General features: G+C 72.2%; 19 protein-coding genes. 11 read left to right on the top strand and 8 right to left on the bottom strand.

What is annotated here, in order from left to right; translation table 11 throughout:
- Positions 1 to 3: 3 nt before the first annotated feature.
- Positions 4 to 1,467 carry a sensor histidine kinase gene (locus ACFFRH_RS13865; RefSeq protein WP_386156729.1) on the top strand — a complete coding sequence of 488 codons (1,464 nt, stop codon included), beginning with the start codon at positions 4 to 6 and terminating at the stop codon, positions 1,465 to 1,467.
- Here ACFFRH_RS13865 and ACFFRH_RS13860 read toward each other — a convergent pair.
- Positions 1,458 to 1,934: a hypothetical protein gene (locus tag ACFFRH_RS13860; protein WP_344746758.1), complete on the bottom strand. Its 477-nt coding sequence runs from the start codon at positions 1,932 to 1,934 to the stop codon at positions 1,458 to 1,460. The two genes, ACFFRH_RS13865 and ACFFRH_RS13860, sit on opposite strands and share 10 nt — an antisense overlap.
- Positions 1,935 to 2,036: 102 nt before the next feature.
- On the opposite strand from ACFFRH_RS13860, the gene ACFFRH_RS13855 reads away from it, so the two are divergent.
- From ACFFRH_RS13855 to ACFFRH_RS13845, 3 genes are all read left to right on the top strand, one after another.
- Positions 2,037 to 2,588, top strand: a complete 552-nt coding sequence (locus ACFFRH_RS13855; RefSeq protein WP_386156726.1) for an MFS transporter — start codon at positions 2,037 to 2,039, stop codon at positions 2,586 to 2,588.
- A gap of 58 nt (positions 2,589 to 2,646) precedes the next feature.
- Positions 2,647 to 3,393 carry a YcnI family copper-binding membrane protein gene (locus ACFFRH_RS13850; RefSeq protein WP_344746754.1) on the top strand — a complete coding sequence of 249 codons (747 nt, stop codon included), beginning with the start codon at positions 2,647 to 2,649 and terminating at the stop codon, positions 3,391 to 3,393.
- 457 nt (positions 3,394 to 3,850) lie between these two features.
- Positions 3,851 to 5,215, top strand: coding sequence for an ABC transporter substrate-binding protein (locus tag ACFFRH_RS13845; protein WP_344746753.1), 1,365 nt, complete (start codon positions 3,851 to 3,853; stop codon positions 5,213 to 5,215).
- A gap of 195 nt (positions 5,216 to 5,410) precedes the next feature.
- Here ACFFRH_RS13845 and ACFFRH_RS13840 read toward each other — a convergent pair whose 3' ends face one another.
- From ACFFRH_RS13840 to ACFFRH_RS13830, 3 genes are all read right to left on the bottom strand, one after another.
- A complete protein-coding gene (locus ACFFRH_RS13840; RefSeq protein ID WP_344746752.1) occupies positions 5,411 to 6,466 on the bottom strand; it encodes an ABC transporter permease in 1,056 nt (351 codons plus the stop codon).
- Positions 6,453 to 7,553, bottom strand: a complete 1,101-nt coding sequence (locus ACFFRH_RS13835; protein WP_386156721.1) for an ABC transporter ATP-binding protein — start codon at positions 7,551 to 7,553, stop codon at positions 6,453 to 6,455. Before ACFFRH_RS13835 ends, ACFFRH_RS13840 begins: the two co-directional genes overlap by 14 nt.
- A gap of 338 nt (positions 7,554 to 7,891) precedes the next feature.
- On the bottom strand, positions 7,892 to 9,112 hold the full coding sequence (locus ACFFRH_RS13830) for a LolA family protein (protein WP_344746750.1): 1,221 nt from the start codon (positions 9,110 to 9,112) through the stop codon (positions 7,892 to 7,894).
- A gap of 177 nt (positions 9,113 to 9,289) precedes the next feature.
- Between ACFFRH_RS13830 and ACFFRH_RS13825 the strand changes: the two genes are divergently transcribed.
- The 5 genes from ACFFRH_RS13825 (at position 9,290) to ACFFRH_RS13805 (ending at position 15,761) form a co-directional block, all read left to right on the top strand.
- A complete protein-coding gene (locus tag ACFFRH_RS13825; RefSeq protein WP_344746749.1) occupies positions 9,290 to 9,964 on the top strand; it encodes a response regulator transcription factor in 675 nt (224 codons plus the stop codon).
- Positions 9,954 to 11,504, top strand: coding sequence for a sensor histidine kinase (locus ACFFRH_RS13820; RefSeq protein ID WP_344746748.1), 1,551 nt, complete (start codon positions 9,954 to 9,956; stop codon positions 11,502 to 11,504). Before ACFFRH_RS13825 ends, ACFFRH_RS13820 begins: the two co-directional genes overlap by 11 nt.
- A 58-nt stretch (positions 11,505 to 11,562) precedes the next feature.
- Positions 11,563 to 12,207: a TetR/AcrR family transcriptional regulator gene (locus ACFFRH_RS13815; protein WP_344746747.1), complete on the top strand. Its 645-nt coding sequence runs from the start codon at positions 11,563 to 11,565 to the stop codon at positions 12,205 to 12,207.
- 183 nt (positions 12,208 to 12,390) lie between these two features.
- Entirely contained in the window at positions 12,391 to 13,821 is a 1,431-nt protein-coding gene (locus ACFFRH_RS13810) for a pyridoxal phosphate-dependent decarboxylase family protein (RefSeq protein WP_344746746.1), read from the top strand.
- Positions 13,822 to 13,991: 170 nt separating this feature from the next.
- Complete coding sequence (locus tag ACFFRH_RS13805) at positions 13,992 to 15,761, top strand: S8 family peptidase (RefSeq protein WP_386156715.1); 1,770 nt, start codon at positions 13,992 to 13,994, stop codon at positions 15,759 to 15,761.
- A 125-nt stretch (positions 15,762 to 15,886) separates the two neighbouring features.
- Here ACFFRH_RS13805 and ACFFRH_RS13800 read toward each other — a convergent pair whose 3' ends face one another.
- From ACFFRH_RS13800 to ACFFRH_RS13790, 3 genes are all read right to left on the bottom strand, one after another.
- Positions 15,887 to 16,504, bottom strand: a complete 618-nt coding sequence (locus ACFFRH_RS13800; RefSeq protein WP_386156713.1) for a VOC family protein — start codon at positions 16,502 to 16,504, stop codon at positions 15,887 to 15,889.
- Between the two features lie 255 nt (positions 16,505 to 16,759).
- Complete coding sequence (gene folP, locus ACFFRH_RS13795; RefSeq protein ID WP_386156710.1) at positions 16,760 to 17,593, bottom strand: dihydropteroate synthase; 834 nt, start codon at positions 17,591 to 17,593, stop codon at positions 16,760 to 16,762.
- A gap of 95 nt (positions 17,594 to 17,688) precedes the next feature.
- Positions 17,689 to 18,558, bottom strand: coding sequence for a LysR family transcriptional regulator (locus ACFFRH_RS13790; RefSeq protein WP_350966547.1), 870 nt, complete (start codon positions 18,556 to 18,558; stop codon positions 17,689 to 17,691).
- A 1,015-nt stretch (positions 18,559 to 19,573) separates the two neighbouring features.
- Here ACFFRH_RS13790 and ACFFRH_RS13785 point away from each other — a divergent pair.
- Both ACFFRH_RS13785 and ACFFRH_RS13780 read left to right on the top strand, forming a co-directional pair.
- Positions 19,574 to 20,545, top strand: coding sequence for a neutral zinc metallopeptidase (locus ACFFRH_RS13785; RefSeq protein ID WP_386156707.1), 972 nt, complete (start codon positions 19,574 to 19,576; stop codon positions 20,543 to 20,545).
- A gap of 299 nt (positions 20,546 to 20,844) precedes the next feature.
- A complete protein-coding gene (locus ACFFRH_RS13780) occupies positions 20,845 to 22,770 on the top strand; it encodes an LCP family protein (protein WP_386156704.1) in 1,926 nt (641 codons plus the stop codon).
- Positions 22,771 to 22,960: 190 nt separating this feature from the next.
- Here the strand turns inward: ACFFRH_RS13780 and ACFFRH_RS13775 are convergent, their stop codons facing one another.
- The gene (locus tag ACFFRH_RS13775; protein ID WP_386156701.1) at positions 22,961 to 25,051 is read right to left on the bottom strand and encodes a spermine/spermidine synthase domain-containing protein; all 2,091 of its coding nucleotides are present in this window, start codon (positions 25,049 to 25,051) and stop codon (positions 22,961 to 22,963) included.
- Positions 25,052 to 25,078 lie beyond the last annotated feature (27 nt).

The following is a 25,078-nucleotide window of genomic DNA, read 5'->3' as shown; positions in this document are numbered from 1 at the left end:
CGCATGCGCTCGATCCAGGCGCGATACACGATCATCACGACGATGCTGCTGCTGGTCATCCTCGCCCTGGTGGGGACGAGCATCGACATGGCGATCCGCTACCGGATCCAGGACGACGGCTTCGGCAACGCCGAGCGGGTCGCCAGCCAGTGGAGCGCGCTGGTACGGATCGGCGACATCCCCGACCCGATCCCCGCCACCGCCCCGGTCGACCTCGTCCAGCTGGTGAACTCCCGCGGCGTGGTCATCAACTCCAGCAGGCAGGCCATGGGCATGGCGCCGATCAGCACGACCCGCCCTCCGGCCGACGACCGGTTCCAGCAGCTGACCGAGGGATCCGTCATGGTCATGGCCATCCGGGTCTCCCCCGCGGCCGACTCCCCGGTGGTCTACGCGGGCCTGGAGGAACCCGCGATCCTGCACGAGCACCACCTGGAGTACTTCATCGCCGCGGGCGTTCTCATCCTGCTGGCCCTCGCGGCCTGGATGACCTGGTGCGTCGTGGGCCGGACGCTACGCCCGGTGGCGGCGATCCGCGCGCGGATGTCCGAGATCACGGTGAGCGACCTGAGCCTGCGGGTGCCCATACCCCCGGGCGAGGACGAGATCGCGCTGCTCGCCCGCACCGCCAACCAGACGCTGACCCGCCTGGAGGAGGCCGTGGAGCAGCAGCGCCGTTTCGCCTCCACCGCCTCCCACGAGCTCAGGACCCCGATCGCCGGCCTGCGTGTGCAGCTGGAGGAGGCCCTGCTCTACCCCGACGACATCGATCCGCGCGACACCATCCGGGGGGCGCTGACGGCGAGCGGCCGGCTTGAGGCGATCGTCAACGACCTGCTGCAGCTGGCCCGGCTGCGCGCCGCCGACCCGGCCCCACAGGAGCTGATCGATCTCGGCGCCCTCGTGACGGAGGAGGCGGCCCAGGGCACCGGGATGCCGGTACGGGTCCAGGTGAACGCCCGCGTACAGGTCAGGGGCTCCCGGATCCAGCTGATCCGGGTGGTGAACAACCTGCTGAGCAACGCGCGGCGGCACGCCGACAGCCGCGTCGAGGTCTCCGTCGGCTTCGAGGACGGCAACGCCGTCGTGGCCGTGGTCGACGACGGCGCCGGCATCGCGCCCGCCGACCGCGAGCGTGTCTTCGAGCGCTTCACCCGCCTGGACGACGGACGTCTGCGCGACTCCGGCGGCAGCGGGCTCGGCCTCGCCATCTCCCGTGACATCGCCCACGCCCACCAGGGAACCCTGCTGATCGAGGACTCGCCGCGAGGGGCCAGGTTCGTCCTCAGGCTCCCGGCGGAGGACACCCAGCCGCTCGGGGCCGCCGACTCGGACGTCCAGCGCACCGGCACGGTGAAGGCCGCCTCGCCCTCCAGGAGGGCGGCCGGTAAGGACTCCGCCGTCAAGGAGACCGCCGTCGATGGGCGCGGCTCGGGGCCGAGGGCTCAGCCGAGGGCTCAGCGGTAGCCCTGGGCGTCGGACTCCTCGTACTCCTCCTCGTCGTCCCGGAACCGCGGCGCCCAGCGGGAGGGCATCAGCACCGGCAGGAACAGCAGGATGCCGAGCAGCGCGTAGACACCGGTGGTGAGCAGCAGGCCCATGCCACGACCGGCCTGCAGGAGCACCTCGTGGAAGGCCGGATCGTCGGGGACCAGGCCCATCGCGCGCCTGACGTCCAGGGCGTAGACCACGGTCCAGGCGAGCAGGACCATCGACGGGACGAAGGTCGCCAGCGGGGAGACGCGACCGGCGACCACCAGGCCGACCAGCAGGCCGATCCCGGCCATCACCCCGAGGGCGATCCAGGTCCTCGAACCGCTCTCCGCCGGAAGGGGCACCAGGCTCGCCCCCGCCTCCTGCACGGCCCAGCCCGCGCCGAAGAGAAGCACGGCCGCCACGAACAGCCCGACAAGCACCCCAACGACGTGCCGCATCGCCACCACCTCGGCTTGAAGGACCTGTCACGGTCGCGGCAACCATAGCGACAAAAAGTCCAGAACGGCAGACATCCCAGGCGTGAGAACATATGGGTCACCATGCGTGCCCGCCTCCCGCTACGCCTCACGCGCGCGGCCACCTTCTCGGCCGTCTGCCTGGCACTCGCCGTCCTCGGCCACGTGGCCGCGGGCGGTTCCTGGCCGCGGCCGTGGGTGGTGGCCGCGGCGGGAGCGGCGGTCATGGCTATGGCCGTGCTGCTCGCCGGGCGCGAGCGGTCGATGGTGACGATCAACGCCGGGCTCGCCACCCTGCAGCTGGCGCTGCACGAGCTGCTCGCCCTCGGTGGCACCGCCGGGATCCCGCCCCCGCATCCGCACGTCAGGGGGCTGGGCGAGAGCCTCGGCATGCTCGTCGCGCACCTCACCGCGACCCTGATCACCGGATGGTGGCTGGCCCGCGGCGAGAGTGCCCTGTGGGTGCTGCTCCGCTCGGCCGGCCGCCGCCTCGGCGCCGTGTTCCTCCTGCTGTGGTCCCCGGCCGCCGTCGCCGCCCCGCCGGGCCTCGCGTACGCCCCGGTCACGCCCGTCCCCGCGCGTGCCGTCCTGCGTCACTCCGTCAGCCGGCGCGGTCCTCCGCTTCCCGCCGCCTGACCCGACCCCGGAGAACCCGAGATCACGAATTCCTGAAGTTCCGAAGTGGAGAACCCCCATGTCGCTCTCGCACGCCTGCCGCCGTCTGGCCGCCGTCACCGCCGGTGTCACCGCCCTCACCCTCGGTCTCGCCCTTCCCGCCCTCGCGCACGTCACCATCAATCCCGGCAGCGCCGAGCAGGGCGGCTTCACCAAGGTCGCCTTCCGGGTCCCGAACGAGCGTGACAACGCCTCGACGACCAAGCTGGAGGTGACCTTCCCCACCGACCACCCGCTGGCCTTCGTCTCGGTCAAACCGGTGCCCGGCTGGGACGTCAAGGTGGTCGAGGGCAAGCTGCCCAAGCCGATCACCACCGAGTACGGCGAGCTCACCGAGGCGGTCACGAAGGTCACCTGGTCGGGCGGGAAGATCGACCCCGGCCAGTTCCAGGAGTTCGAGGTGTCCATGGGCACGCTGCCCACCGACACCGACCAGCTCGTCTTCCCCACCACCCAGACCTACAGCGGCGGCGAGGTCGTCAAGTGGGCGGACGAGCCCAAGGCCGACGGCTCCGAGCCCGAGCGCCCGGCCCCGACGCTGAAGCTCACCCCCGCCTCCGCCGAGGGGGCCGGCCACGGCGCCTCCGCGACCCCCTCGGCCGCCTCCTCCTCGGCCCCGGCGGTGTCGACGCCGTCGGTGGCTCCCGTCTCCGCCTCGGAGGGCTCGGACGGCACCGCCCGCCTGCTCGGCGGGGCCGGACTGGTGCTCGGGCTCGCCGGGCTCGTGGTCGCGGCGTTCGGCCTGCGCCGGGGCCGCTCCTCCTGACCGTCTTCCGGCGCACCTCCCCCGACCGCCCCTTGACGGTCCCGTGACCACCTTCTGACCATCCTCCGACCTCCTTCCGATCTTCCTCCGATCGCGCGGAACGGCCCCGGGAAGCCTCCCGGGGCCGTTCCGCGTTCTCCGTCGCCCTCCCGCGTCCTTCCGGCGGCGGCCGCGGCCGCCCGTCCTCCTCCGGTCTCCTCCCGGCGGAGGGCCGCGTCACGCGCCTCCCGGCGTCCCCCGGCGTCCCCCGGCCGCGCCGACGCCTCGCCGGGCCGTGAGGCGGGGCGCCCGGCCGCGCGCCACGGAAATGTTCGCAGCTCAGGACGGTGTTCTATCGGTATGTCTGTTGCATCACGCTCCCGTGCCGTCCCCCCGCCCCCCTCCCCCACGGCACCGCCTGTTCCTCCGGTCGAGGCCGCCGAGCAACGTTCTCCCACTCCTCATGGAGGTCCCCGTCATGCGGCACAGCACGCGCGTCACAGCGATCGCCGCGCTCTCCGCCGTCCTGCTCGCCCCGGCGGCCTGCGGAGTGCCGTCCCAGTCCTACCCCGGCCCGCAGCCTCCGCCCCCTGAGGTCAAGGCCGCCGACATCGAGCGGGCCCTGCAGACCAAGACCACGCTGACCTTCTGGTCGTGGGTGCCCAACCTCAGGAAGACGGTGGCGCTGTTCGAGCGGAAGTACCCCAAGATCAAGGTCAACCTGATCGACGCCGGCCGCTCCAGGGTCGAGTACACCAAGCTCCGGGCCGCGCTGAAGGCCGGCACCGGCGTTCCCGACGTGGCGCAGATCGAGTACTTCGCGCTGCCCCGCTTCGCGTTCTCCGGAGCCGTGACCGACCTCAACATGTACGGCGCGGAAGACCTGGCGCGGAGATTCAGCCCCTCGGCCTGGGACCAGGTGGACCTCAACGGCAGCGTCTACGCGATCCCCCAGGACACCGGCCCGATGACCATGATCTACCGCAAGGACGTCTTCGACCGGCTCGGCCTGACACCGCCGAAGACCTGGAAGGAGTTCGTGACGGTCGCCGAGGAGATCAGGAGGAAGGACCCCCGCGTCTTCATCACCAACGTCGACCCGACCGACTCCGGCATCGCCGACAGCCTGATCTGGCAGGCGGGCGGGCGGCCGTTCGGCATCGAGAACGCCACGACCATCCGGATCGACCTGCAGGACAAGGGGACCAGGCGGTGGGCGAGGCTGTGGACGCGGCTGTCGCGCGAGAAGCTCGTCGAACCCGCCGCGAACTGGACCGGCCCGTGGTGGAAGAACATGGCGAGCGGCAGGTACGCGCTGTGGATAACGGGTGCCTGGGGCCCCGGCGTCATCGAGGGCGCGATCCCGCGGACCAAGGGCGTGTGGCGCGCCGCGCCCCTGCCGAGCTGGGACGCCGGGAAACCGGTCAACGCGGAGAACGGCGGCTCCGGCGTGTCCGTGCTCGCCACGAGCGGACACCAGCTCGCCGCCTACGGCTTCGCCCGGTGGCTGAACTCCGATCCCGAGGCCGTCAGGTCGATGAACACCGTCTCCGGGGTGTTCCCCGCGACGACCGGCCTGCTGGAGAGCGAGGAGTTCCTCGACGTCGAGATCCCGATCCTGGGAGGTCAGCGGGCGAACAGGCTGTTCGGCGAGGGCTCCGAGCGGGTGGCGAAGGGCTGGCAGTACCTGCCGTTCCAGCTCTACGCCAACAGCGTCTTCGCCGGCAGCGTCGGACGGTCGCTCTCGCACGCCACCGACCTCGACACCGGCCTGAGGGCCTGGGAGCAGCGACTCGCCGCCTACGCGCGACGGCAGGGCTTCAAGGTCTCCTCCGGGCAGTGAGCCTTCCCGCCGACGCCTTCATGGCCTTCATCGCCTTCATGTCCGGGAACATCGCGAGAAGGACGGGCGACAGGACGCGAACCCCTGCGGTCGCGCGGTTTCAGACCGCCGGGGCGTCGAACGCGAACCGCCCGCCCCTCCGTACGACCTCCGGGCGCCCGCGCCTCGGGGGACGCGGGGCCGGGGAAGGCGTGGTCAGGCGGTGATGTCCTTGCCGGTGAAGCGGGCCCAGGCGATGGAGCCGAAGACGACGGCGTAGGCGGCGAAGACCAGCAGGCCCTGGCCCATCTCGCCGGTGGCCATCGGATCCCGCAGGACCCCGTCGAAGCCGTTCCACCACTCGGTGAGCATGTACGGCCGGATCATCTCCAGCTGCGGGATCACTCCCAGCACCTGGGCCACGATGACGAGGACCACGGTCGAGGCGATGGCCCCGATGGACACCTCGGTCAGGGTCGACAGGGCCAGCGCGATGGCGGCCAGGGCGGCCATGCCCGCGGTGACGTAGAGGACGACGACGCCGATCCGCAGCACGCCGTCGAGGAAGGGGATCGTCCCTCCCGACAGCAGCGTGATCGGACCGGCGGGGAACAGCAGCAGGCCGGTGAGCAGCGCGGACAGCGCCACCACGGTGACGGCGGCGAGGCAGAAGAGGATCACGCCGACGTACTTGACGGCCAGCAGGCGGGTCCGGCCGGCCGGGGCCGCGAGCAGGTAGCGCAGGGTGCCGATGCCCGCCTCCCCGGCGATCGAGTCCCCGGCGACGACCGCGACGGCGACCGGCAGCAGCAGCTGTACCAGGACCGAGAGCGCGGCGAAGGTGAGGAACAGCCCGTTCCCGGTGACCTGTTCGAAGATCGCCGGTCCGCCGCCCTCGCCGACGCCCCCGCCCTCGCCCCCCATGGATCCGCCGAACGTCCGCAGCGTGATCCCGATCAGCGCCGGGATCACGGCGAGCACCGCGAGCATGGCGAGGTTCCTCGGCCGCCGGAAGACCAGGCCGGCCTCCGAGCCGAGCAGCCGCAGCCACGCCCGGGGGGCGCCCACCGCCCGCGTGACGGGAGCCGGGCTCCCGAGGACGCGCCCGCCGCCCGCGAGGGCCGTTTCCGGCGCCGTTTCCCGGGCCGTTTCGCGGGCCGTTTCGCGGGCTGTTTCCGGCGCGGGGCCCGTCCCCGTGGCGGGCTCCCCGCCGGGGGTGGCGCGTGTGGCGTTCTCGGTGGACACGGCTTCCTTCCCGCTAACCGTCGACATCGAATCCCTCCCCGGTCAGGCCCACGAACATGTCCTCAAGGCTGGGCCGCTGGACGGCCAGGCCGCGGACGGCGACGCCCCCGGCGACCAGGGCGGCGCACACCCGCTCCGGCGCGTCGGTCCCCAGCGCGGCGCTGACGTCGCCGTCGCCGAGACGGACCTCCGGCAGGCCGAGCCCGGCCAGCACGGCCGCGGCCTCGACGGTGTCGGGGGTCTCCACCCGGATCCTGACCGTCTCCCCCGCGCGCAGCTCGGCGATGGACCCCTGCGCGACGAGCCGCCCGGTCCGCATGACGGCGACGTGGGAGCACATCTGCTCCACCTCGGCCAGCAGGTGGGAGGAGACGAACACCGTCGTCCCCTCGGCGGCGATCTCCCTGACCAGGCCGCGTACCTCGCGGGTGCCCTGCGGGTCCAGGCCGTTGGTCGGCTCGTCGAGGATGAGCAGCTCCCTCGGGCCGAGCAGCGCGGCGGCGATGGCGAGCCGCTGGCGCATGCCGAGCGAGTAGGCCCGGTAGCGCTTGCGGGCCGCGGCGGCCAGGCCCACCCGCTCCAGCGCGTACCCGATCCTGGCCGAGACGGTGCGCGGATCGGCCGAGGGGTCGGCGGCGTCGTAGCGGCGCAGGTTGGCCTCGCCCGACAGGTAGGGGTAGAAGGCCGGCCCCTCGACGAGGGCGCCCACCCTGGGCAGCACGCCACCCGCCCCTCCGGGCATCGGGGCGCCGAGCAGCCGCCAGTCGCCCGCCGTCGGGGCCACCAGGCCGAGCAGCATGCGAATCGTGGTGGTCTTGCCCGAGCCGTTGGGGCCGAGGAAGCCGAACACCGACCCGCCGGGGACGGCGAGGTCGAGGGAGTCCACGGCCACCTGGCCGCCCTTGAAGCGCTTGGTCAGCCCGCTGGTGACGATGGCGAACCCCCCGCCGTCCCCGCCTTCCCCGCCGGAGTGGCTCGGGACCGGTCCCCCGTTGGTCAGCACGGCTCCCCCGTTGGTCGGCACGGCGCCCCCTGCGGTCGGCACGGCGCCCCCGCCCGCCGGGCCTTCCCCGGCCTCGCCGGTCCGGTTCTCCTCGCTCCCACTGTTCCTCACGTTCTGGGCGATCGGCACTTCTCCCCCACTGCTCGTCGGTTTCGGGACGGCCGCGCGGCCGTCCCGGCTGGATCTCGCGCCCTGGAGGTTCATGAGCGCCCCCGAACACTCGTGAACCGGCGAGTACGCCGAATCCGCTGGATCTGCTGGACGTGCTGGACGTGCTGGGTTCTCGGAACGTCGGCGCGCGGCCCGGACGGCGGCCCCGATTCACCCCGCCGGGCCCCGCCGGTGGATCCCGCTGAGCCCGCCGGTGGATCCCGCCGGGCCCCGCCTGTCGATCTCGCCGGGAGCCTGGCGCCTCCCCGTACGGAGGTGTCAGGCTCCCGGCGCCGGGCTCACTTCCGGCCGGCCACCTCGGACAGCTTCTCCGGGGTTACGGCTCCGACCAGCAGGCGGCCGTCGTCGGTCAGCAGCGCGGAGACCAGCTTGGTCTGGACGACCTTGCCGCTGCCCCACGTGCCGCTGATCGGCTTGGCCGACTCCAGCAGGGCCTCGGTGACCGCACCGGCGCCCTGCCCCGCGGCCTGCCCCGCGCCCTGTCCTGCGGGGTCCTCACCCTGGGGTGCCGAGGTCAGTTTCTCCACCTCGGAGGCGGGGATCACCGCGACCGTGGTCCAGCCCTCACCGACGACCCTGGTCTTCTCCCGGATCTCCTCGCCCTTCGTGAGCTTCTCGTCCTGCCGCGCGCCGCGCTCCTCGGCGAGTTCGCCGATCGAGGTCTCCTCGACCTTGGCCCCCGCGGGCGGGGTGAAGGTGAAGTTCTCCGCGGCGGGCGGGGAGAACGTGACCGAGGTGAAGCCGACCTCGAAGGCGGGCTCGGCCGCGCTCCTGGCGTACACCTGGATCCGCAGCGGGACGAAGGTCTCCCCGTCCAGCGCCAGCTTGACCTCCTTTACCAGGGACGAGGGGTCCTTGGGCGCGAGGACGAGCTGGTAGGCCGCGCGGTCGGCGACCTTCTCGGTGCTGGTCACGCTGACCGCGGTGTCGGCGCCGATCCGGCCCAGCAGCTCCTGTGCGAGTTGCTGCGGGGTGGTCGCCGTGGGCAGCGCCTTGTGCGCGTCGCCGGCCCCGGCCCCGGGCTTCCCCTCTCCGAGGCCTTCGGCGCCTCCCGCCTTGACGCGGGTGGCCTTGTTGACGTCGCTCTGCCACAGCCACACCTGGTCGCCGTTGACGATCAGGTCGGTCTCGCTCATCCGTCCGGGGAGGGCGAAGCGGAACCTGTCCTCCCCGCCGTACCAGACCTTGAGCTCGTGCGAGCCCGCCAGCAGGGCGGCGGGCGAGGATCCGCCCGCGCCCGGCAGGCCGGGCAGGCCCGGCAGTGCGGGCAGTCCGAGCGAGGCGGTCTGCATGACGGTGCCCGACATGGGCTTCAGCCCGCTCCGGCTCGCCTGGGCGGCGCTCGCCAGCAGTTGCTCCGCGGTGCGTTCGGGCAGTGTGGGATCCCCCTGGACGGCGGCGATGACCGGTCCGGCCCCGATGGCTCCGGCGACCAGCGCGGCCGCGGCGACCGGAACGGCCCACCTCACCGCGCGGCCCCGTCTCGCTTGCTCAGACATCTCATTCCTCCACGGTATGCCGTCGATCCCTGTCAACAGCAGCTTGCGTGACAGGTCCTGTGCCGAAGCTGAGACAGACTGAGAGGGCTCACAGTCTTCTCAGCCGTCTCTCAGGCCGGGTGGTCGAGGATGGGCACATCCGGTGACAGCAGTGGCGGCAGGTGGAAGGAGCGGTTCATGCGGGTTCTCGTCGTGGAGGACGAGCGGAGGATGGCGGCCGCTCTGCAGCGTGGCCTGCAGGCCGAGGGGTTCGCGGTCGACCTCGCGCACGACGGGGAGGACGGACTGCACCAGGCCAGGCACGGCGAGTACGACGTCGTGGTGCTGGACATCATGCTGCCCAGGATCTCGGGCTACAACGTCTGCAAGCAGCTGCGGGCCGAGGAGAACTGGGTGCCGATCCTGATGCTGTCGGCCAAGGACGGCGAGTACGACATGGCCGACGGGCTCGACCTCGGCGCCGACGACTACCTGACCAAGCCGTTCTCGTACGTGGTGCTGGTGGCCAGGCTGAGGGCGCTGCTGCGGCGCGGGGCGAACCGGCGCCCGTCCGTGCTGAGGGCCGGGGACCTCGCGCTCGACCCGGCGCGGCGGCGGGTCACCAGGGGCGAGACGCCGGTGGAGCTGACGCCCAGGGAGTTCGCGCTGCTGGAGTTCCTGCTCCGCCACCACGACGAGGTGGTCTCCAAGACGGAGATCCTGGAGCACGTCTGGGACACCTTCGACACCGACCCCAACGTGGTCGAGGTGTACGTCGGCTACCTGCGACGCAAGATCGACGTGCCGTTCTCCCGGAACGCGCTGCAGACGGTGCGCGGAGCGGGATACCGGCTGGCCGGCGATGGCGGCTGACCCGGCCTCCCGTGCCCAGGCCCCCCGTGCCCGCCGGGACCGGCCCGGTGCGGGGGCGGACGAGGGACATCCCGCCGGCGCGGCCTCCCCCGCCGGCACGACCTTCCACGCCGGAACGGCCTCCCCGGCCGACGTGACCGCGCACGGGGGAGGGCGCGCGGTCGGCCTGTGGCGGCGCAAGAGCCTGCGCTTCCGGCTCACGGCCGTCGCCTCGGCCGTGCTGGCGGTGGCGCTGGTGGTCTCGGCCTACGTGATGATCGCGGTGCTCGGCAACGCGCTGCTGGCCACCATCGACGAATCGATCTACCAGCGGGCCAGGGACACGGTCTCGCTGGCCGACGCCGGGCGGCTGCCCGACGAGATGACCTCGCCCGACGGCACGCTCCTGCAGGTGATCGACGGCACGGGGCGGATCACCCACACGACCACCGGCACCGACAGGCTGGTGCCGCTGCTGGGCGCCGGGGACCGGGCGGCGGCCGTCGGCAGGGGCGAGGCGCGCTTCCTGGACGGGAAGCCCTACGGCATCCCGCACATGCTCCGGGTCCGGGTGCTCAGCGCCGACCGGGGGCAGACAGTGATCGCGGCGCGTCCCTTCAGCGAGGTGCAGACCAGCGTCTCCACGGCCGGGCACGTGCTGATCGTCGGTACGCCGCTGCTGCTGATCCTGCTCGCGGGAGCCAGCTGGGTGATCATCGGCGGGACCCTGCGGCCGATCGCGGCACTGCGCCGGGGCGCGGACGAGATCACCGACACCGCCCGCTCGCGCCGCCTGCCGGTGCCCGAGGCGCGCGACGAGGTGCACAGTCTGGCCACGACGCTGAACGCGATGCTGGCCCGGCTGGAGAAGGCCGGCGTCCGGCAGCGGGCCCTGGTCTCGGACGCGGCGCACGAGCTGCGCAGCCCGCTGGCGAGCATCCGGCTCCAGCTGGAGGTGGCGCTCGGCCACCCCGAGGGACAGGACTGGCGGGAGACGGCCGAGGGCGTGCTGGAGGACACCATGCGCCTGTCCAGACTGGCCGAGGACCTGCTCTCGCTGGCCCGGCTGGACGAGCGCGGCGGCACGCCCGCGCGGGGGGAGCCGGTGGAGCTGGACCAGCTGGTCGCGCAGACCGTCGAACGGTACGGCGAGGCCGTCACGGTACGGATCGCGGGCGACCCCGGGGACGAGACGGGGAGGAGCCCGGAGGGCGGTCCGATCAGGGTCACCGGGGACGCACTGGACCTGAGCCGGGTGCTGGTGAACCTGGTCGACAACGCGCTGCGGCACACCTCCGCCCCGGTGGTGGTCGAGCTGTGGGCCGAGGGGGCCGACGCCGTGCTGACCGTCACCGACGACGGGCCGGGCATCCCCGAGGCCGACCGGGAGTGGGTGTTCGACCGGTTCACCCGGCTGGACAGCGCGCGCAGCCGCGACGAGGGCGGAGCCGGGCTGGGCCTGGCCATCGTGCGCGAGACGGTCCACGCCCATGGCGGCGCGGTCCACCTGGAGGACGCCTCCCCGGGGCTCCGCGCGGTCGTACGGCTTCCGCTATCTTGACCGAGGCTTGTGAATCACCCGCTTGGCCGGGCGATCGGCCGGGACCTAGCGTCGCACTATGACCTCAGTTGACGGCAGCCCGCGGGAGCTGATCCTGCGGGTCGCCACCAGCCTGTTCGCCGCGCTGGGGTACGACAGCACGTCCGCGAGCCAGATCGCCGAGGCCGTCGGGCTGAGCGTCGAGTCCCTCGGCGAGGAGTTCGGCAGCAAGCGGGAACTCTACCTGGAGATCATGGAGCGTGAGTACCGGGCCGAGCGGGCGTCCCTGGTGAAGGCTCTGGAGGGGATATCCGCGGTGACCCCAGAGCAGACGGCGCTGGTGGTCCACCGGGTCGTCGACCACTACCTCGACTTCTGCGTCGCCCACCCCGAGTTCCCCTCCCTCTGGATGCACCGGTGGCTCGCGGACGCCAGCGACGTCACCGAGCTGGAACGGAGATACATCCAGCCGCAGATCGACCTCGTCTCCAGCGTGATCACTCCCGCGATGGACGCGGGGTACGTGGACGCCGGCGTCGACACGAAGTACGCCTTCTGGTCGGTGGTGTGGTGCGTGCACGGCTTCTGCCAGGGCGGGGTCCTCGACCGGGAGGGCAACCGCCAGGACTCGGGGGATCCCGCCGTGCTGCGGCGGTTCCGCGCCTACCTGCACCGGATGATCCATCGCGTCGCCGCCCTGCCCGAGCCCTCACCCATGCCCTGACCACCGCCCGGCTCTCCGCCCCGTCCCGTATTCCGGTCCCCCGCCTCGTATCCCCGGCCCGGTGCGCGTCATCGGATCTTCGCGCGGCACGATTTCGTGTGATTTCGTGTGATGCTGGCACTTCCCGGCGGCCCCTGCGGGCCGCGCCCCCGGCCCGCGCGAGCCGTACCACCGAGGAGACCGATGAGCCTGCCTGACAAGGGCCGTACCACCGACGAACTGCTGGCCGAGATCGCCCGCCTCAAGCGGGACGACCTGCCGGTGCGCGGCGGCAAGGTGACCGCGTACGTCTACGACACCGGACGGCCCGAGGTGCACGAGGCCGCCGCCAGGGCCTACTTCGAGATGCTGGAGGTCAACACCCTCGACCCGACGGCCTTCCCCAGCGTGGTGGAGATGGAGAAGCAGGTCGTCGGCGCGGTCGCCGAGCTGCTCGGCGGTGGGGTGGGCATCTTCACCAGCGGAGGCACCGAGTCGATCATGCTGGCGGTGAAGGCCGCGCGGGACTCCCGCGAGACCGCGGGCCGCCCCCGGATGGCGGTGCCGGTGACCGCGCACCCCGCCTTCCACAAGGCCGCGCACTACCTGGGCGTCGTGGTGGACGCCGTGCCGGTGGACCCGGTGACGTTCCGGGCCTCCCCCGCGGACGTCGAGGCCGTGATCACCGAGGACACCGTCCTGGTGGTCGCCTCGGCGCCGTCGTACCCGCAGGGCGTGATCGACCCGATCGCCGAGATCGCCGGGATCGCCGCCGCGCGGGGCGTGCTCTGCCACGTGGACGCCTGCGTGGGCGGGTGGCTGCTGCCGTGGCTGCGCGAGGCCGGGGCGGAGATCCCGCCGTTCGACCTGTCGGTTCCCGGGGTCACGTCGCTCTCCTGCGATCTGCACAAGTTCGGGTACGCCCCCAAGGGCGCCTCGGTCGTGCTGTTCGCCGACCCGGCGCTGCGGCGCAGGGCGTACTTCGCCTCGGCGTCGTGGCCCGGCTACACGGTGATCAACGCCACCGTGCAGAGCTCGAAGTCCGCGGGCCCGCTGGGCGGCGCGTGGGCCACCTTCCAGGCACTGGGCCGGGAGGGCTACCTGGAGCTCGGCCGCGCCACCCTGGCGGCCGCCCGCGAGCTCCGCGAGGGCATCGCGAAGATCCCCGGGCTCCGGGTGCTCGGCGACCCCGAGTCGACGCTGGTCGCCTTCGGCTCGGCGGAGGGCGAGGACGGGGTTGACGTCTTCGTGCTGTCGGACGAGGCCAGGAAGCGCGGGTGGTTCCTGCAGCCGCAGCTGTCCTACGCCGGCATCCCTGCCAACATCCACATCACGGTGACCGGGGTGACCATGCGGGGGGTCGAGGCGATGCTGGAGGTGATCGCGGAGGCCACGGAGGCGGCACGCGAGCGGGGCCCCGCGGAACTGCCGGAGGGGCTGGTCGAGCTGGTCGCGGGCCTGGACCTGGACGCGCTCGACGACGCCGCCTTCGGCGAGCTGGCGGCGGCGGTCGGGGTGGACCTGGGCGGCTCGGGGCAGCCGGAGATGGCCGTGGTCAACGCGGTCCTCGACGCCCTCCCCGCCGACCGGCGAGAGGCGGTCCTGATCCGCTTCCTCTCCGTCATCTACTCTTGACCGCCGCTCTCCACTCCGAATCGCCCGCGGACAACTACATAACAAATTGATTTACCCTTGTCATGATATTGCAGTAAATATCGTGCTGGCCGACGATGGGGACGCTCCACCGCCGCCCGGGATCCCCGACCGGGATGCCGGGCCCACCCCCCTCCAGGAGGTCCGCGAACATGAGCAAGGCCCCCGCCCTCCGATTAGCGGGCTTGGTCACCGCCGCACTCCTGCTCGCCCTCGGGTCGGTCACCCCGGCCTCGGCGCGGCAGCACACGGGATCCACCGGATCCACCGGTTCCATCGGCTCCATCGTCAAGGCGGACAGCGCGACCGCGCTCCCCGACAGCTACATCGTGGTCCTCAAGGGCCAGTTCAGCCGCGTCGACCGCGAACGCATGGCGCGTGAGGTCGCCGAGGGCGAGGGCGCGCAGGTCAGCGCCGTCTACCAGCGCGCCATCAACGGCTTCGCCGTCCGGGCCAGCGAGGAGCAGGCCCGGCGGATCGCCGCTCGGTCCGACGTCGCCTACGTCGAGCAGGACCAGGAGTTCACCCTGGTCAACCAGGCCGTGTCCTCGTGGGGCCTGGACCGGGTCGACCAGCGGAACCTGCCGCTCGACGGCAACTACACCGCGCCGAACACCGGTTCCGGCGTGCGGGCCTACATCATCGACACCGGCATCCGGGTCACCCACTCCGACTTCGGCGGACGGGCGCAGGCCGGACGCGACGTCTACGACGACGACAACGACGTGGCCGACTGCAACGGCCACGGCACCCACGTCTCGGGAACGGTCGGCGGCGGTCAGTACGGCATCGCCAAGGCCGTCACGCTGATCGGCGTGCGGGTGTTCGGCTGCGGCAACAGCACCTCCACCTCGATCATCATCGAGGGCGTGGACTGGGTCACCGCCAACGCGGTCAAACCGGCCGTGGCCAACATGAGCCTGGGCGGCAGCGCGAGCACCACGCTCGACACCGCGGTCTCCAACTCCATCGCCTCCGGCGTCGTGTACGCGCTCGCCGCGGGCAACGAGAGCACCGACGCGTGCACCCGCTCCCCCGCGCGGCTCCCCGCCGCGATCACGGTGGGTGCCACCACCAGCACCGACGCCCGCGCGTCCTACTCCAACTTCGGCACCTGCCTGGACCTGTTCGCCCCCGGTTCGGCCATCACCTCGGCCTGGAACACGAACGACACCGCCTCCAACACGATCAACGGCACCTCGATGGCCTCCCCGCACGTCGCGGGCGCGGCGGCGCTGATCCTGAGCGGCACTCCCGGCGCCACCCCGGCGCAGGTGCGCGACACGATCGTCGCCAACGCCACGCCCGGCGTGGTGACCAGCCCCGGCACCGGATCGCCGAACCTGCTGCTGTACGTCGGGGGCGGCGGCCCCGGCCCCCAGCCCACCGTGGTCTACTCCGACGACTTCGAGGCCGAGCGCGGCTGGACGACCAACCCCGGCGGCACCGACACCGCGACGACGGGCCGCTTCGAGCGCGGCGACCCGGGACAGACGTCGAGCGGCGTGATCACCCAGCCCGGTACCACCCCCAGCGGCACGTACGGGCTGGTCAGTGGTGCGGCGGCCGGGTCGAGCGCGGGTGACGGCGACATCGACGGCGGCGTGACGAGCGCCCAGTCACCGGCGATCACACTGCCCGCGAGCGGGACGCTCACGCTGTCCTTCTCCTGGTACCTCGGTCACCTGAACAACGCGAGCAGCGCGGACTACGTCCGGGTCCGCGTGGTCGGCACGACCACCACGACCGTGCTGAACCAGACCGGTGCCGCGTCCAACCGCGCCGCCACCTGGGCCACCGCCACGGCCAACATCTCCGGCCACGCCGGACAGGTCGTCCGCGTCGTCGTGGACGCGGCCGACGCCTCCGGGGCGAGCCTGGTGGAGGCCGGGATCGACGACGTCAAGATCACCTCACAGTAGACCTTCCGGGAGCACGAGGCACCCTCGCCTCGCGATCGGGCCACCCTTCCCCCCAGGGGTGGCCCGATCCTTTTCTCCCGGAGGTGACGCGGATTCTCCCCCGGAGGTGACGCGGAGGTGATGCTCTAGGAGAGCCTGACCCCGCCGATCACGGCCACCAGGCGGGGCTCGTCACCGGCGGCCACCTCCAGCTCCGCCCCGAGCGCGGCGAGGTCCGCGGCGACGGCCGCGGGGTCGGGGTGGAGGGCCGAGAGCGAGGTCAGCTCCACCACGGGCAGGCCGCGCTCGGCGGGATGCGCCGTGCTCCCCCAGTCGATCAGGAACGGGACCAGGCCGTCGCCGGTGTCGTCGGGTGAGGACGTGAGCCGCCACTCCAGCAGCTCGCCCTCCGGGGTGCGGCGTGACATCGGGTGGACGTCGCCCGGCTCGTACCCGCGCTCGCGGGCCCGCGCGACGGTCGCGTCGAGGTCGGCAGGGTGGATCGCCCAGGTGACCAGGCGCGGGCCGGGCAGCAGGTCGAGGCCGAACGGCCGGGCGAGGCCGGGATCAGGCTGGTCGGGATCCGGGCCGATGATCTCCAGGTAGCGGCGCCCGCCCAGGCCCAGCAGGTAGTTGCGGGTGCCCAGGCCCACGTGGCGCCCGCCCTCGACGGGCTCCGCGCCGAGCAGGCCGGCGAGCTCCCGTACGGTCGCGTACAGGTCGGGGGTGGCGTAGACGAGGTGGTCGAACAGTTCTTCCGGCATGGGTCGGGCTCCCGTCCGTGTTCGCGGCGGACGGCTCGGCGCCCGCAGGAGAGGTGTACTCACGGTACGAGGCGAGGCGGGCGTCACCACCGGCGGTGGCACCGCTACCGGCACCGCTACCGGCACCGGCATCCATCCCGGCACCAACGCTGACACCGGCACCGGCATCGGCACCGGCGCGGTCGTCGGCGCGGCCCGGCGACGGCGACACCGGCCCCGGCCCCGGCCCCGGCGTCGGCCCCGGCGTCGGCACGGTCATCGGCGCAGTCTCCCGACGGTGGCCAGGGCGGCGCGGGCGGACGCGGCGTCGTGGACCCGGAAGACCCGGGCTCCCTGCCAGGCGGAGACCGCCAGCGTGGCCATGGTCCCGGCGTGGCGCTCGTCCACCGGCAGACCGCCGAGGGTCTCGCCGACGAAGTCCTTGTTGGAGACCGCGACGAGCACCGGCCAGCCGGTGGCGACCATCTCGTCCAGGCGGCGGCTGACCTCCAGGGAGTGCCAGGTGTTCTTGCCGAAGTCGTGCGCCGGGTCGATGAGGATCGACTCCCTGGGCACCCCCGCGGCGACGGCGCGCTCGGCGAGGTCGACGGTGTAGCCGATGACGTCGGCGACCACGTCGGCGTAGGCGATGCGGTGCGGGCGGGTGCGCGGGGTCACGCGGCCGGCGTGCGCGCAGACCAGGCCGATGCCGTGCTTGGCGGCGACCCCGGCCAGCTCGGGGTCGACCCCGCCCCAGGTGTCGTTGAGAAGGTCCGCGCCCGCCTCGGCGACGACCTCGGCGACCTCCGCGCGCCAGGTGTCGACGCTGACGACGAGCCGGGGGTGGCGACGCCTCACCTCCGCGACCAGGTCGGCCACCCGGCGGATCTCCTCCGCGGGATCGACCTCGTCGCCGGGACCCGCCTTGACGCCGCCGATGTCGACGATGTCCGCGCCTCCCGCGACGGCACCGTCCACCGCCTCCAGGGCCGCCGCGAAGCCGTACGTCCTTCCCCGGTCGAAGAAGGAGTCGGGAGTGCGGTTGACCACCGCCATGATCGCGAACTCGCCGGGCCGGAACTCACGGCCGCGCAGGCGCAAGATAGTCATCGAGACCGAGCCTATAGCCCGGTGTCGGAGAGGACGGCGCTCCCACCTGCGCCGCCTCTGGGGGAAACGTGGAAAACCGATGAGCCTCGGGGCTCCTACGCGGCCGACCCACTTTCGGCCACGGACAGGAACTCCTGGGCGATGGCGGGCAGCCGCCGCCGCGCGTGAACGATGGCGATCACCCGGCGGACCGAGGGATCGAGGGTGCGGACCACGAGCCCGGCGCGGGCGGCCTGCTCGGCCATCCCCCGATACCAGAGCATCGAGGCCGTACCCGAACGGACGGTGCTCAGCCAGTTGCCGCGCTCGTCGAGCTGCGTCGCCACCACGGGGGCCACACCGTGTTTGGCGAAGAGCGCGTCGAACTCCCGGCGCCGGGAACTGCCGGGAACCGGCAGCACCAGACGCATGCCGTTGAGTCTCCTCATCGGCACCGGGTCGGGCAGGTCCACGCCGGGCGGGGAGATCAGCACGATCTCCTGACGCTCCAGCGGATGGCTGATCAGATCGGTGGGGACGGGAAGGTCCGTCAGGCCGAGATCGGCCCGCTGGTCCCTGATGGCGCTCACCACGCCGTCCCGTCCGTCACAGCGGACGATGTGAATGCGTACTCCGGGATGTTCCGCGGTGTACGCGGGGAGGAGGCGTCCTGCCAGCCCCGGTTCGAGGCTGGGTATCGAGGCGATGCGAAGCTCCGCCTCGGACGCGTGGCCGTGCGTGGACAGGGACTCGATCTCGCGGACGGCGTCGAGCGCCTCCCGGGCCAGCTTGACCACCCGGCGCCCCTGCGCCGTGACGACCACGCCACGTCCGGAACGTGCGAACAACGTCATTCCGAGCTCTCGTTCCAAATCCCTGATCGCACGGGAAAGGGCAGGTTGTGCGATGTACAGCGACCTGGCCGCGTCGGTCATGGTGCGATGCTCCGCCGTCGCGACCACATAGCGGAGCTGCTGCAGATTCATGATTTGAAGCTAGGTCACGGGCCCTGGATCGGTCCGGCACATCGCGGAGATCACCTCGGATGATTTCGGAATGTAATCGAATGCAGCGACATCCGTGACGGATGATAAATCAGTATGCTTACGCCCCAAATTCGGCAAAAGTCCGGACCCGTAGCTCAACATCGGACGCTCGGGTCAACGGGGAGACAGCGTGACAGGCAACGGGCATTACCCCCCTCCGCCCCCTCCACCTCAGGGGCGACCACCCCAGGCACCGCCCGAGTGGGCGGCCCAGGGCCATCCTCAACCGCCACCGCCGGGATATCCGCCACAGCCGCCACCCCCGGGACAGGGATACTCACATCTGCCCACTTATCCGGGGCAGGGAGGCCCGCCGGGGCGGGGAGGCCCGCCGGCGCCTCCACCGGCACCGCCGCCGGAACAGGCGGGGTATCCGCCGGCACCACCGAGACAGGGAAACCATCCAGCGTCGCCGCCGGGGCACGGGAGCCACCCGGCGTCGCCGCCAGGACAGGGATTCCCTCCCGGGTACGGGTACCCGCCCGCTCCCTCGCGGCAGCCACCCCCGCCCCCGCCCGGCCAGGGGTACCCGCCCCAGGGACCACCTCAGGGCCCGCCTCCGGGACCACCTCAGGGCCCGCCGCAGGGCCGCCCCCAGCCGCCGCCCCCGGGATATCCGCCACCCGGACATCCGCCGCGTTTCCCGCCCCCGCCGGCGCCTCCGCAACAGCCACCGCCGGGACAGGGATACCGGCATCCGCCGACGCTGCCCGGGGGCCAGGCGCCGTACGGGGGTCAAGCGCCGTACGGGCAGACGCTGCCCGGGGGCCAGGCGCCGTACGGGGGTCAGGCGCCGTACGGGCAGACGCTGCCCGGGGGCCAGGCGCCCTACGGGCATCCGGCCCCGCCACCGCCGCCGGACCCCCGGCAGCGGCACGCCTACCCGCCACCGCGGTGGCAGCCGCAGCGTCGGCGCTCCGGCGGTGCCGGGGCGATCGTCGGCGGGGTCCTCGGCGTGTTCGCGCTGGTGTTCGTCGGGCTCGTGGTGGTGGGCGCGGTGGCCAAGAACAGCCGCCGCTCGGATCCGGTCTCGCCGGTCGCGATCCTGCCGCTGCCCACGTCCCTGGACGACAGGCCGTCGTACACGCCCACCGCGGAGCCCGCGCGGACCTCGTCCGCCGAGCCGAGCCGGACGACGGCCTCCTCCGACATCTCGCAGGACACGATCAAGCCCCCGGTCAAGGTGCGTACGCTCAACACCAGCCTGGAGAACAACACGCTCTACCGGGCCGGAGGGCTGCCCAGGGTGAACTGCCCGGCGGGATCGGCCAGCATCTACAGCCACAGCCAGCTCAAGGCGCTGATCCTCAGGACGTCCAAGTGCATGGATCGGGGCTGGTCCCAGATCATGCGCAAGCAGGGCATGGACTGGCACCCGCCCGGCTACGCCCTCACTTCGACGAAGGGCCGCGGCGCCTGTGGCGACTTCCCCTCGCCGGGCAGCATGGTGCCGTACTACTGCCCGCGCAACACCACCATCTACGCCTCGACCAGGGCGATGGTGCGGGGGGTGGGCAACTCCGGCGGGTACGGCTCCATCACCGACTGGCACGGCGGGGTCGTCAGCATGATGGCGCACGAGTACGGGCACCACGTGCAGCAGATGTCGGGGCTGTCCAACACCTGGTGGCAGCGGTCGCTGCGGTCCGGCAGCCGGAGCGGGAGGCTCGCGCTGAGCCGCAGGTTCGAGCTCCAGGCGACCTGCTTCGGCGCGATGTTCATGCGCTCGGTCTCGGCCAGCTACCCGGTGACCCCGGCCCGTCGCAACACCCTCTACTACTTCTACTCGCGCGTGGGCGACTGGCCCGGCTACCCCCGGGACCACGGCTCCCCGCAGAACAACAACCGGTGGTTCCGTCAGGGCTACGAGAAGAACAAGGCGTTCCAGTGCAACACCTGGTTGGCGCCTTCCTCATCGACGTCTTAGGCGACGTCACGACTTAAAGGATCATTCACCACAGATTAGCCATCTGTCTGTCATGTCCAGGTATGGGGACTAGAATCCTGGCAAATTCCGTTCAATCGGGGAACCTGGCTGTTTTGGCAGGTAGACCGGGGCAAAACGTAGTAGGAAGCGGTGTGACGATGCGCCTTGGGCAAGACTCGGGGGATCTCGCCGGCGACAGTGGGAAACGGCGCCCCCGGCGTCGCAGCGGCGGCTCGGGCACGAACCGCGGCAGCGCGCAGGGTCCGGCCGAGACGCGAGTCCCCCCTGGCCCACCCGGCGTGCCACCGGCCCAGGACACTCCCGCCGGGGACGCGCGCAACGGGCTCAGGGCGGTTCCCGACCTGGTCCAGGGCGTACCGGACGGGCAGGGGACGCCTCCCCCGCACGGTGCGCCCAACGGCCAGGGAACATCTCCCTCGCACGGCGTACCCAACGGGCAGGGAACGTCCGCCTCGCACGGTCTGCCCAGCGGGCAGGCCGCGTACAACGGGCAGGAACCCCTTCCCGCCCAGGGCGGGCCCGACGCCCGGATGACCTCCTCCTCCCAGACCGGAGCGGGCACGCGGCCCGGCCAGGGCGCGGGGCCGGGCCAGGGCGCGGGGCCGATCCAGGGCGCGGAGCCGGGCCAGGCGGGCGGCCGGACCGGAGGGCCCGCCGGGTCTCCCCCCGGTCCCCCGGGCCCTCCCGGGCCGCCCGTCCCTCCCGGGAAGCGCCCGCGGTTCGCCAGGCCGCTCACGGTCGGCGCGCTCATCGGCTGGACCGCGCTGTCGGCGATCCTCCCCGGCGCGGCGCACCTGCGGTCGGGCCACCGCCGCACCGGATACATCCTGCTCACGATCTTCGGCGCGCTGCTGCTGTCCGTCCTGGTCGGCGCGCTCGTCCTCAGCAGCAAGGGGAACGCGGGGTTCCTCGCCCGCGACAGCACGCTGATGACCGGGGCGGTGCTGGCCATCGTCGGCGCGATCGCCTGGTTCCTGCTGGTGCTCTTCTCCTATATCGCCCTCGGGCCCGACCGGCTCAGCGGCCGGGGACAGATCTTGTCGGGCGTCGCGGTCGGCGTGCTGTGCGTGTCGGTGATGGCGCCGTTCGCGCTGACCGCGAGCACCGTGCTGACCGGCAAGGAGACGGCCAACGCCATCTTCGAGAGCACCTCCAGCAACCCCACGGCCGTCCCCGTCAAGCACGAGGACCCGTGGGGCGGGCGCAAGCGGGTGAACTTCCTGCTCGTCGGCGGCGACGGCGCCGGAAACCGGGAGGGCGTGCGGACCGACAGCATGACCATGGCCAGCGTGCACGTCGAGACCGGCAACACCGCCATGTTCAGCCTTCCCCGCAACCTCCAGCACGTCCGCTTCCCGCCCAGCACCGCGCTCGGCAAGAGGTTCCCCAACGGCTTCATGCGCGAGCTGCCCAACGGCGGCCTGCTCAACGAGGTCTGGCAGTACGCCGAGGACCACCCCGAGCTGATGCCCGGAGTCAAGAACGGGCAGCGGGGCCCCCGGGCGCTCATGGACGCCGTCGGCTACACGCTCAACCTGAAGATCGACTACTACGCCCTGGTCAACATGTTCGGCTTCGCCCACCTGGTGGACGCCATCGGCGGCCTGAAGATCAGGGTGGAGCGCGACGTCCCGTGGGGCGGCCTCTACGGCACCGCCGGGACCATCAAGGCCGGATACCGGAAGCTCTCCGGCGAGGAGGCTCTCTGGTACGGGCGCTCCCGCGTCGGCAGCGACGACTTCTCCCGGATGGCCCGCCAGCGCTGCGTCATCGGCGCCTTCGCCCAGCAGGCCACCCCTTCGGTCGTGCTCACCAACTTCGCCAAGATCGCGGGCGTGGCCAAGAAGATGGCCAAGACCGACATCCCCCGCGAGCTGCTGGAGCACATCATCGAGCTGGGGCTGAAGGTCAAGGACGCCCGGATCGTCAGCCTCCAGTTCGTGCCGCCGCAGTTCTACACCGGCTCGCCCGACTGGCAGAAGATCCGTGCCGCGACCGCCAGGGCGCTGCGCCGCTCGCTGCAGCCCGCCCGCCGCCCCCTGGCCGCGACGGCCTCGCCCGGCGCGAGCGGTACGAGCGGTACGAGCGGCGCGACACCCGCCGCCACGCCCAAGCCCTCCAGGACGGCGGTGGCGGCCGCCCCGAGCCAGACGCCCACCCAGAACGGCGAGGCCGAGTCCCTGGACGAGCTCTGCGGATTCTGACGGCCCCGCGCGGGCGGCCCCGCCGCTGAGGGCCCTCGCGCTGTCGCCACACGCGTGTGGCCCGCCCTCCTTCACGGGAGGACGGGCCACAGTGCTTTTCCAGGACTCCAGGTGCTCCGGGACTCCGGGATTTCGGGACTCCGGGCCCCCGGCGCCTCAGAACCCCGGGGTCACCCGGAACCCGCCGACCTCAGCCGACCTTCGCCACTCCGGCACCCCCGGCACCCCCGGCGCCTCCGGCCGCCCCGGAGGTCCTGGGCAGCAGGGCGAAGGCGCCCAGATAGACCAGGCCCGCCACGATCAGCAGTCCCTGGTAGCCGATGACCAGCGCCAGATACTCCAGGCAACCGCCGACCATCGCGCCCAGCAGGTTGGCCCCGAAGGACACCGTGGCGTCCGCGGAGTCGGCGAAGCGCTTGGCGAACACCACGTTGGCCGCGAAGATCGGCAGGAACGCCACGACCACGGCGGTCACCGCGCGCAGCGGCAGCGGCAGGCTCAGCAGCCAGGAGTTGGGCACCAGCCAGGCCAGGACGAGCCCCGCGAGCAGCACGCCGTACATCACGGGCAGGGACGGCACCCTGAAGCGGCGCGTCACCTCCACCGCGGCGAGCACGGCGACCAGCACCCCGCCGAACACGATCGCGTTCACCACCCAGGTGGTGCCGAACAGCAGCGCGAACCCGGTGACGCTCTTCGTCTCCAGCAGCAGGAACGCCACCCCGAGCAGGAACAGGTCGGCGTACGGGCGCATCCTCCGGTACGGACCGGCGACGGCGCGGACGGCGAGCAGGCTCACGACGAGGATCAGGCCGAGGGTGATGATGTAGATCTGCGGGATCGTCCGGTCCTTCAGATACAGGAAGGGCAGGTCGTCGCTGGCCGGCGGCGGGGTGTCGGCCTTCGCCCCCGCCCACTCGGACTCACACCGCTGCGCCTCGGCGGTGAGCCCCGCGGTGATCACCGCCTGCTGGCCGGTCTCGCTGACGATGTCGACGCAGGGCTTGTGGCCGAAGGCGGCCTGCATGGTGGAGCCGAGGCGGTCCACCAGCCAGGTCTCGCGGTAGTAGTTGTACATCGAGAAGGTCCCGCCGGGCTTGAGGTGGTCCCTGGCCGCCTCCATCGCCTGCTGGGTGAACAGGTAGCTCTCCAGCCGCAGCGAGCTCGCCCCGGACACCAGGGTGAGCGAGTCGGGCAGCGCGAAGAGGATGAGGTCGTACTTGTCGGAGGTCCGTTCCAGGAAGGCGCGGCCGTCGGTGACGTGGGGGGTGACCCGGGGGTCGTCGTAGGGCTTGTCCGGGTGGTAGGAGCGGCCGAGTTCGAGCAGCTTGGGGTCGATCTCCACCGCGTCGACGTGCTTGGCGCCCTTCGACAGCGCGATGGACACGTCGGTGCCGCTGCCCGCGCCCACGATGAGCACGTTGTCCAGCTTGCCGGAGGTCGCGCGCTCGTACGGCAGGGCGTACTGGCGCTCCCACTCCAGGCGGCTCTTGGCCGGGGTGGCCTGCTGGTGCGGGATGCCGTTGACGTCGATGTTCATCAGCGGCACGTCGTTCCAGTAGCCGCGCACGTAGGTCACCTTGTAGTAGGGCGACCACAGCGCCCCGGCCGTCAGCGTCTCCGTCGCGAGGACGCCGACGACGATCAGCGACGGCACGAGCAGCGCCGCGCGGGCCCAGACCCTGCGGGGCCAGAGCAGCACCGCGTAGGCGATCGCGGCGATCGTGCCCCACACCACCGGGGGCGCGCTGAGGAACGACAGCGCGGTGAACAGCCCGATGCCGGTGAGGCTGCCGATCAGGTCGTAGCGGTAGGCCTCCAGCCGTTCGAGTTCGGGGAAGCACCGCCCGACCAGCTCGGCCGGGCCCATCAGCACGATCGCCGCCGCGGCGAAGATCACCGGCAGGATCAGCCAGGGGGGCGGCCCGCTCGCGCTCAGGCTCGTCCAGTACAGGACGCCCTCGGTCTGGCGGTCCACGGTGACCGGGAAGAGCCACACGACCAGGACCAGGACGGCCAGCACGATCGGCGAGTAGTACGGCTGCCGGGTGCTGCGTCCCACCCGCAGGAAACCGAGCCCGATGCCGAGGAAGGACCCGAGCAGGACGAAGTTGGTGAAGTAACTCAGATGGACGATGTTCGATCCGGTCCATCGAATCAGGGCCAGTTCCAGGAAGAGCATGAAACCACTGGCCACTATCAGTCTGGGCCGCGTGCTCAGCCAGTGCGTGTGCCGGACATCGGGGCTGGGGGGTGGAGTCGTCTCCGCCTCTGCGGTCATGACGCACAACGCTAGTGATCGGTACCC

This window comes from Streptosporangium vulgare, assembly GCF_042428775.1.
Classification (GTDB): Bacteria; Actinomycetota; Actinomycetes; order Streptosporangiales; family Streptosporangiaceae; genus Streptosporangium; species Streptosporangium vulgare.
The sequence above is the reverse complement of the archived record's forward strand: the minus strand, read 5'-3'. Positions and strand labels throughout refer to the sequence as shown.

Excerpts from the sequence above, each read along its gene's own strand:
- ACFFRH_RS13865 (WP_386156729.1), top strand. The coding sequence starts at position 4 with ATGCGCTCGATCCAGGCGCGATACACGATCATCACGACGATGCTGCTG.
- ACFFRH_RS13860 (WP_344746758.1), bottom strand. The coding sequence starts at position 1,934 with ATGCGGCACGTCGTTGGGGTGCTTGTCGGGCTGTTCGTGGCGGCCGTG.
- ACFFRH_RS13855 (WP_386156726.1), top strand. The coding sequence starts at position 2,037 with ATGCGTGCCCGCCTCCCGCTACGCCTCACGCGCGCGGCCACCTTCTCG.
- ACFFRH_RS13850 (WP_344746754.1), top strand. The coding sequence starts at position 2,647 with ATGTCGCTCTCGCACGCCTGCCGCCGTCTGGCCGCCGTCACCGCCGGT.
- ACFFRH_RS13845 (WP_344746753.1), top strand. The coding sequence starts at position 3,851 with ATGCGGCACAGCACGCGCGTCACAGCGATCGCCGCGCTCTCCGCCGTC.
- ACFFRH_RS13840 (WP_344746752.1), bottom strand. The coding sequence starts at position 6,466 with ATGTCGACGGTTAGCGGGAAGGAAGCCGTGTCCACCGAGAACGCCACA.
- ACFFRH_RS13830 (WP_344746750.1), bottom strand. The coding sequence starts at position 9,112 with ATGTCTGAGCAAGCGAGACGGGGCCGCGCGGTGAGGTGGGCCGTTCCG.
- ACFFRH_RS13825 (WP_344746749.1), top strand. The coding sequence starts at position 9,290 with ATGCGGGTTCTCGTCGTGGAGGACGAGCGGAGGATGGCGGCCGCTCTG.
- ACFFRH_RS13820 (WP_344746748.1), top strand. The coding sequence starts at position 9,954 with ATGGCGGCTGACCCGGCCTCCCGTGCCCAGGCCCCCCGTGCCCGCCGG.
- ACFFRH_RS13815 (WP_344746747.1), top strand. The coding sequence starts at position 11,563 with ATGACCTCAGTTGACGGCAGCCCGCGGGAGCTGATCCTGCGGGTCGCC.
- ACFFRH_RS13810 (WP_344746746.1), top strand. The coding sequence starts at position 12,391 with ATGAGCCTGCCTGACAAGGGCCGTACCACCGACGAACTGCTGGCCGAG.
- ACFFRH_RS13805 (WP_386156715.1), top strand. The coding sequence starts at position 13,992 with ATGAGCAAGGCCCCCGCCCTCCGATTAGCGGGCTTGGTCACCGCCGCA.
- ACFFRH_RS13800 (WP_386156713.1), bottom strand. The coding sequence starts at position 16,504 with ATGCCGGAAGAACTGTTCGACCACCTCGTCTACGCCACCCCCGACCTG.
- folP (WP_386156710.1), bottom strand. The coding sequence starts at position 17,593 with ATGACTATCTTGCGCCTGCGCGGCCGTGAGTTCCGGCCCGGCGAGTTC.
- ACFFRH_RS13790 (WP_350966547.1), bottom strand. The coding sequence starts at position 18,558 with ATGAATCTGCAGCAGCTCCGCTATGTGGTCGCGACGGCGGAGCATCGC.
- ACFFRH_RS13775 (WP_386156701.1), bottom strand. The coding sequence starts at position 25,051 with ATGACCGCAGAGGCGGAGACGACTCCACCCCCCAGCCCCGATGTCCGG.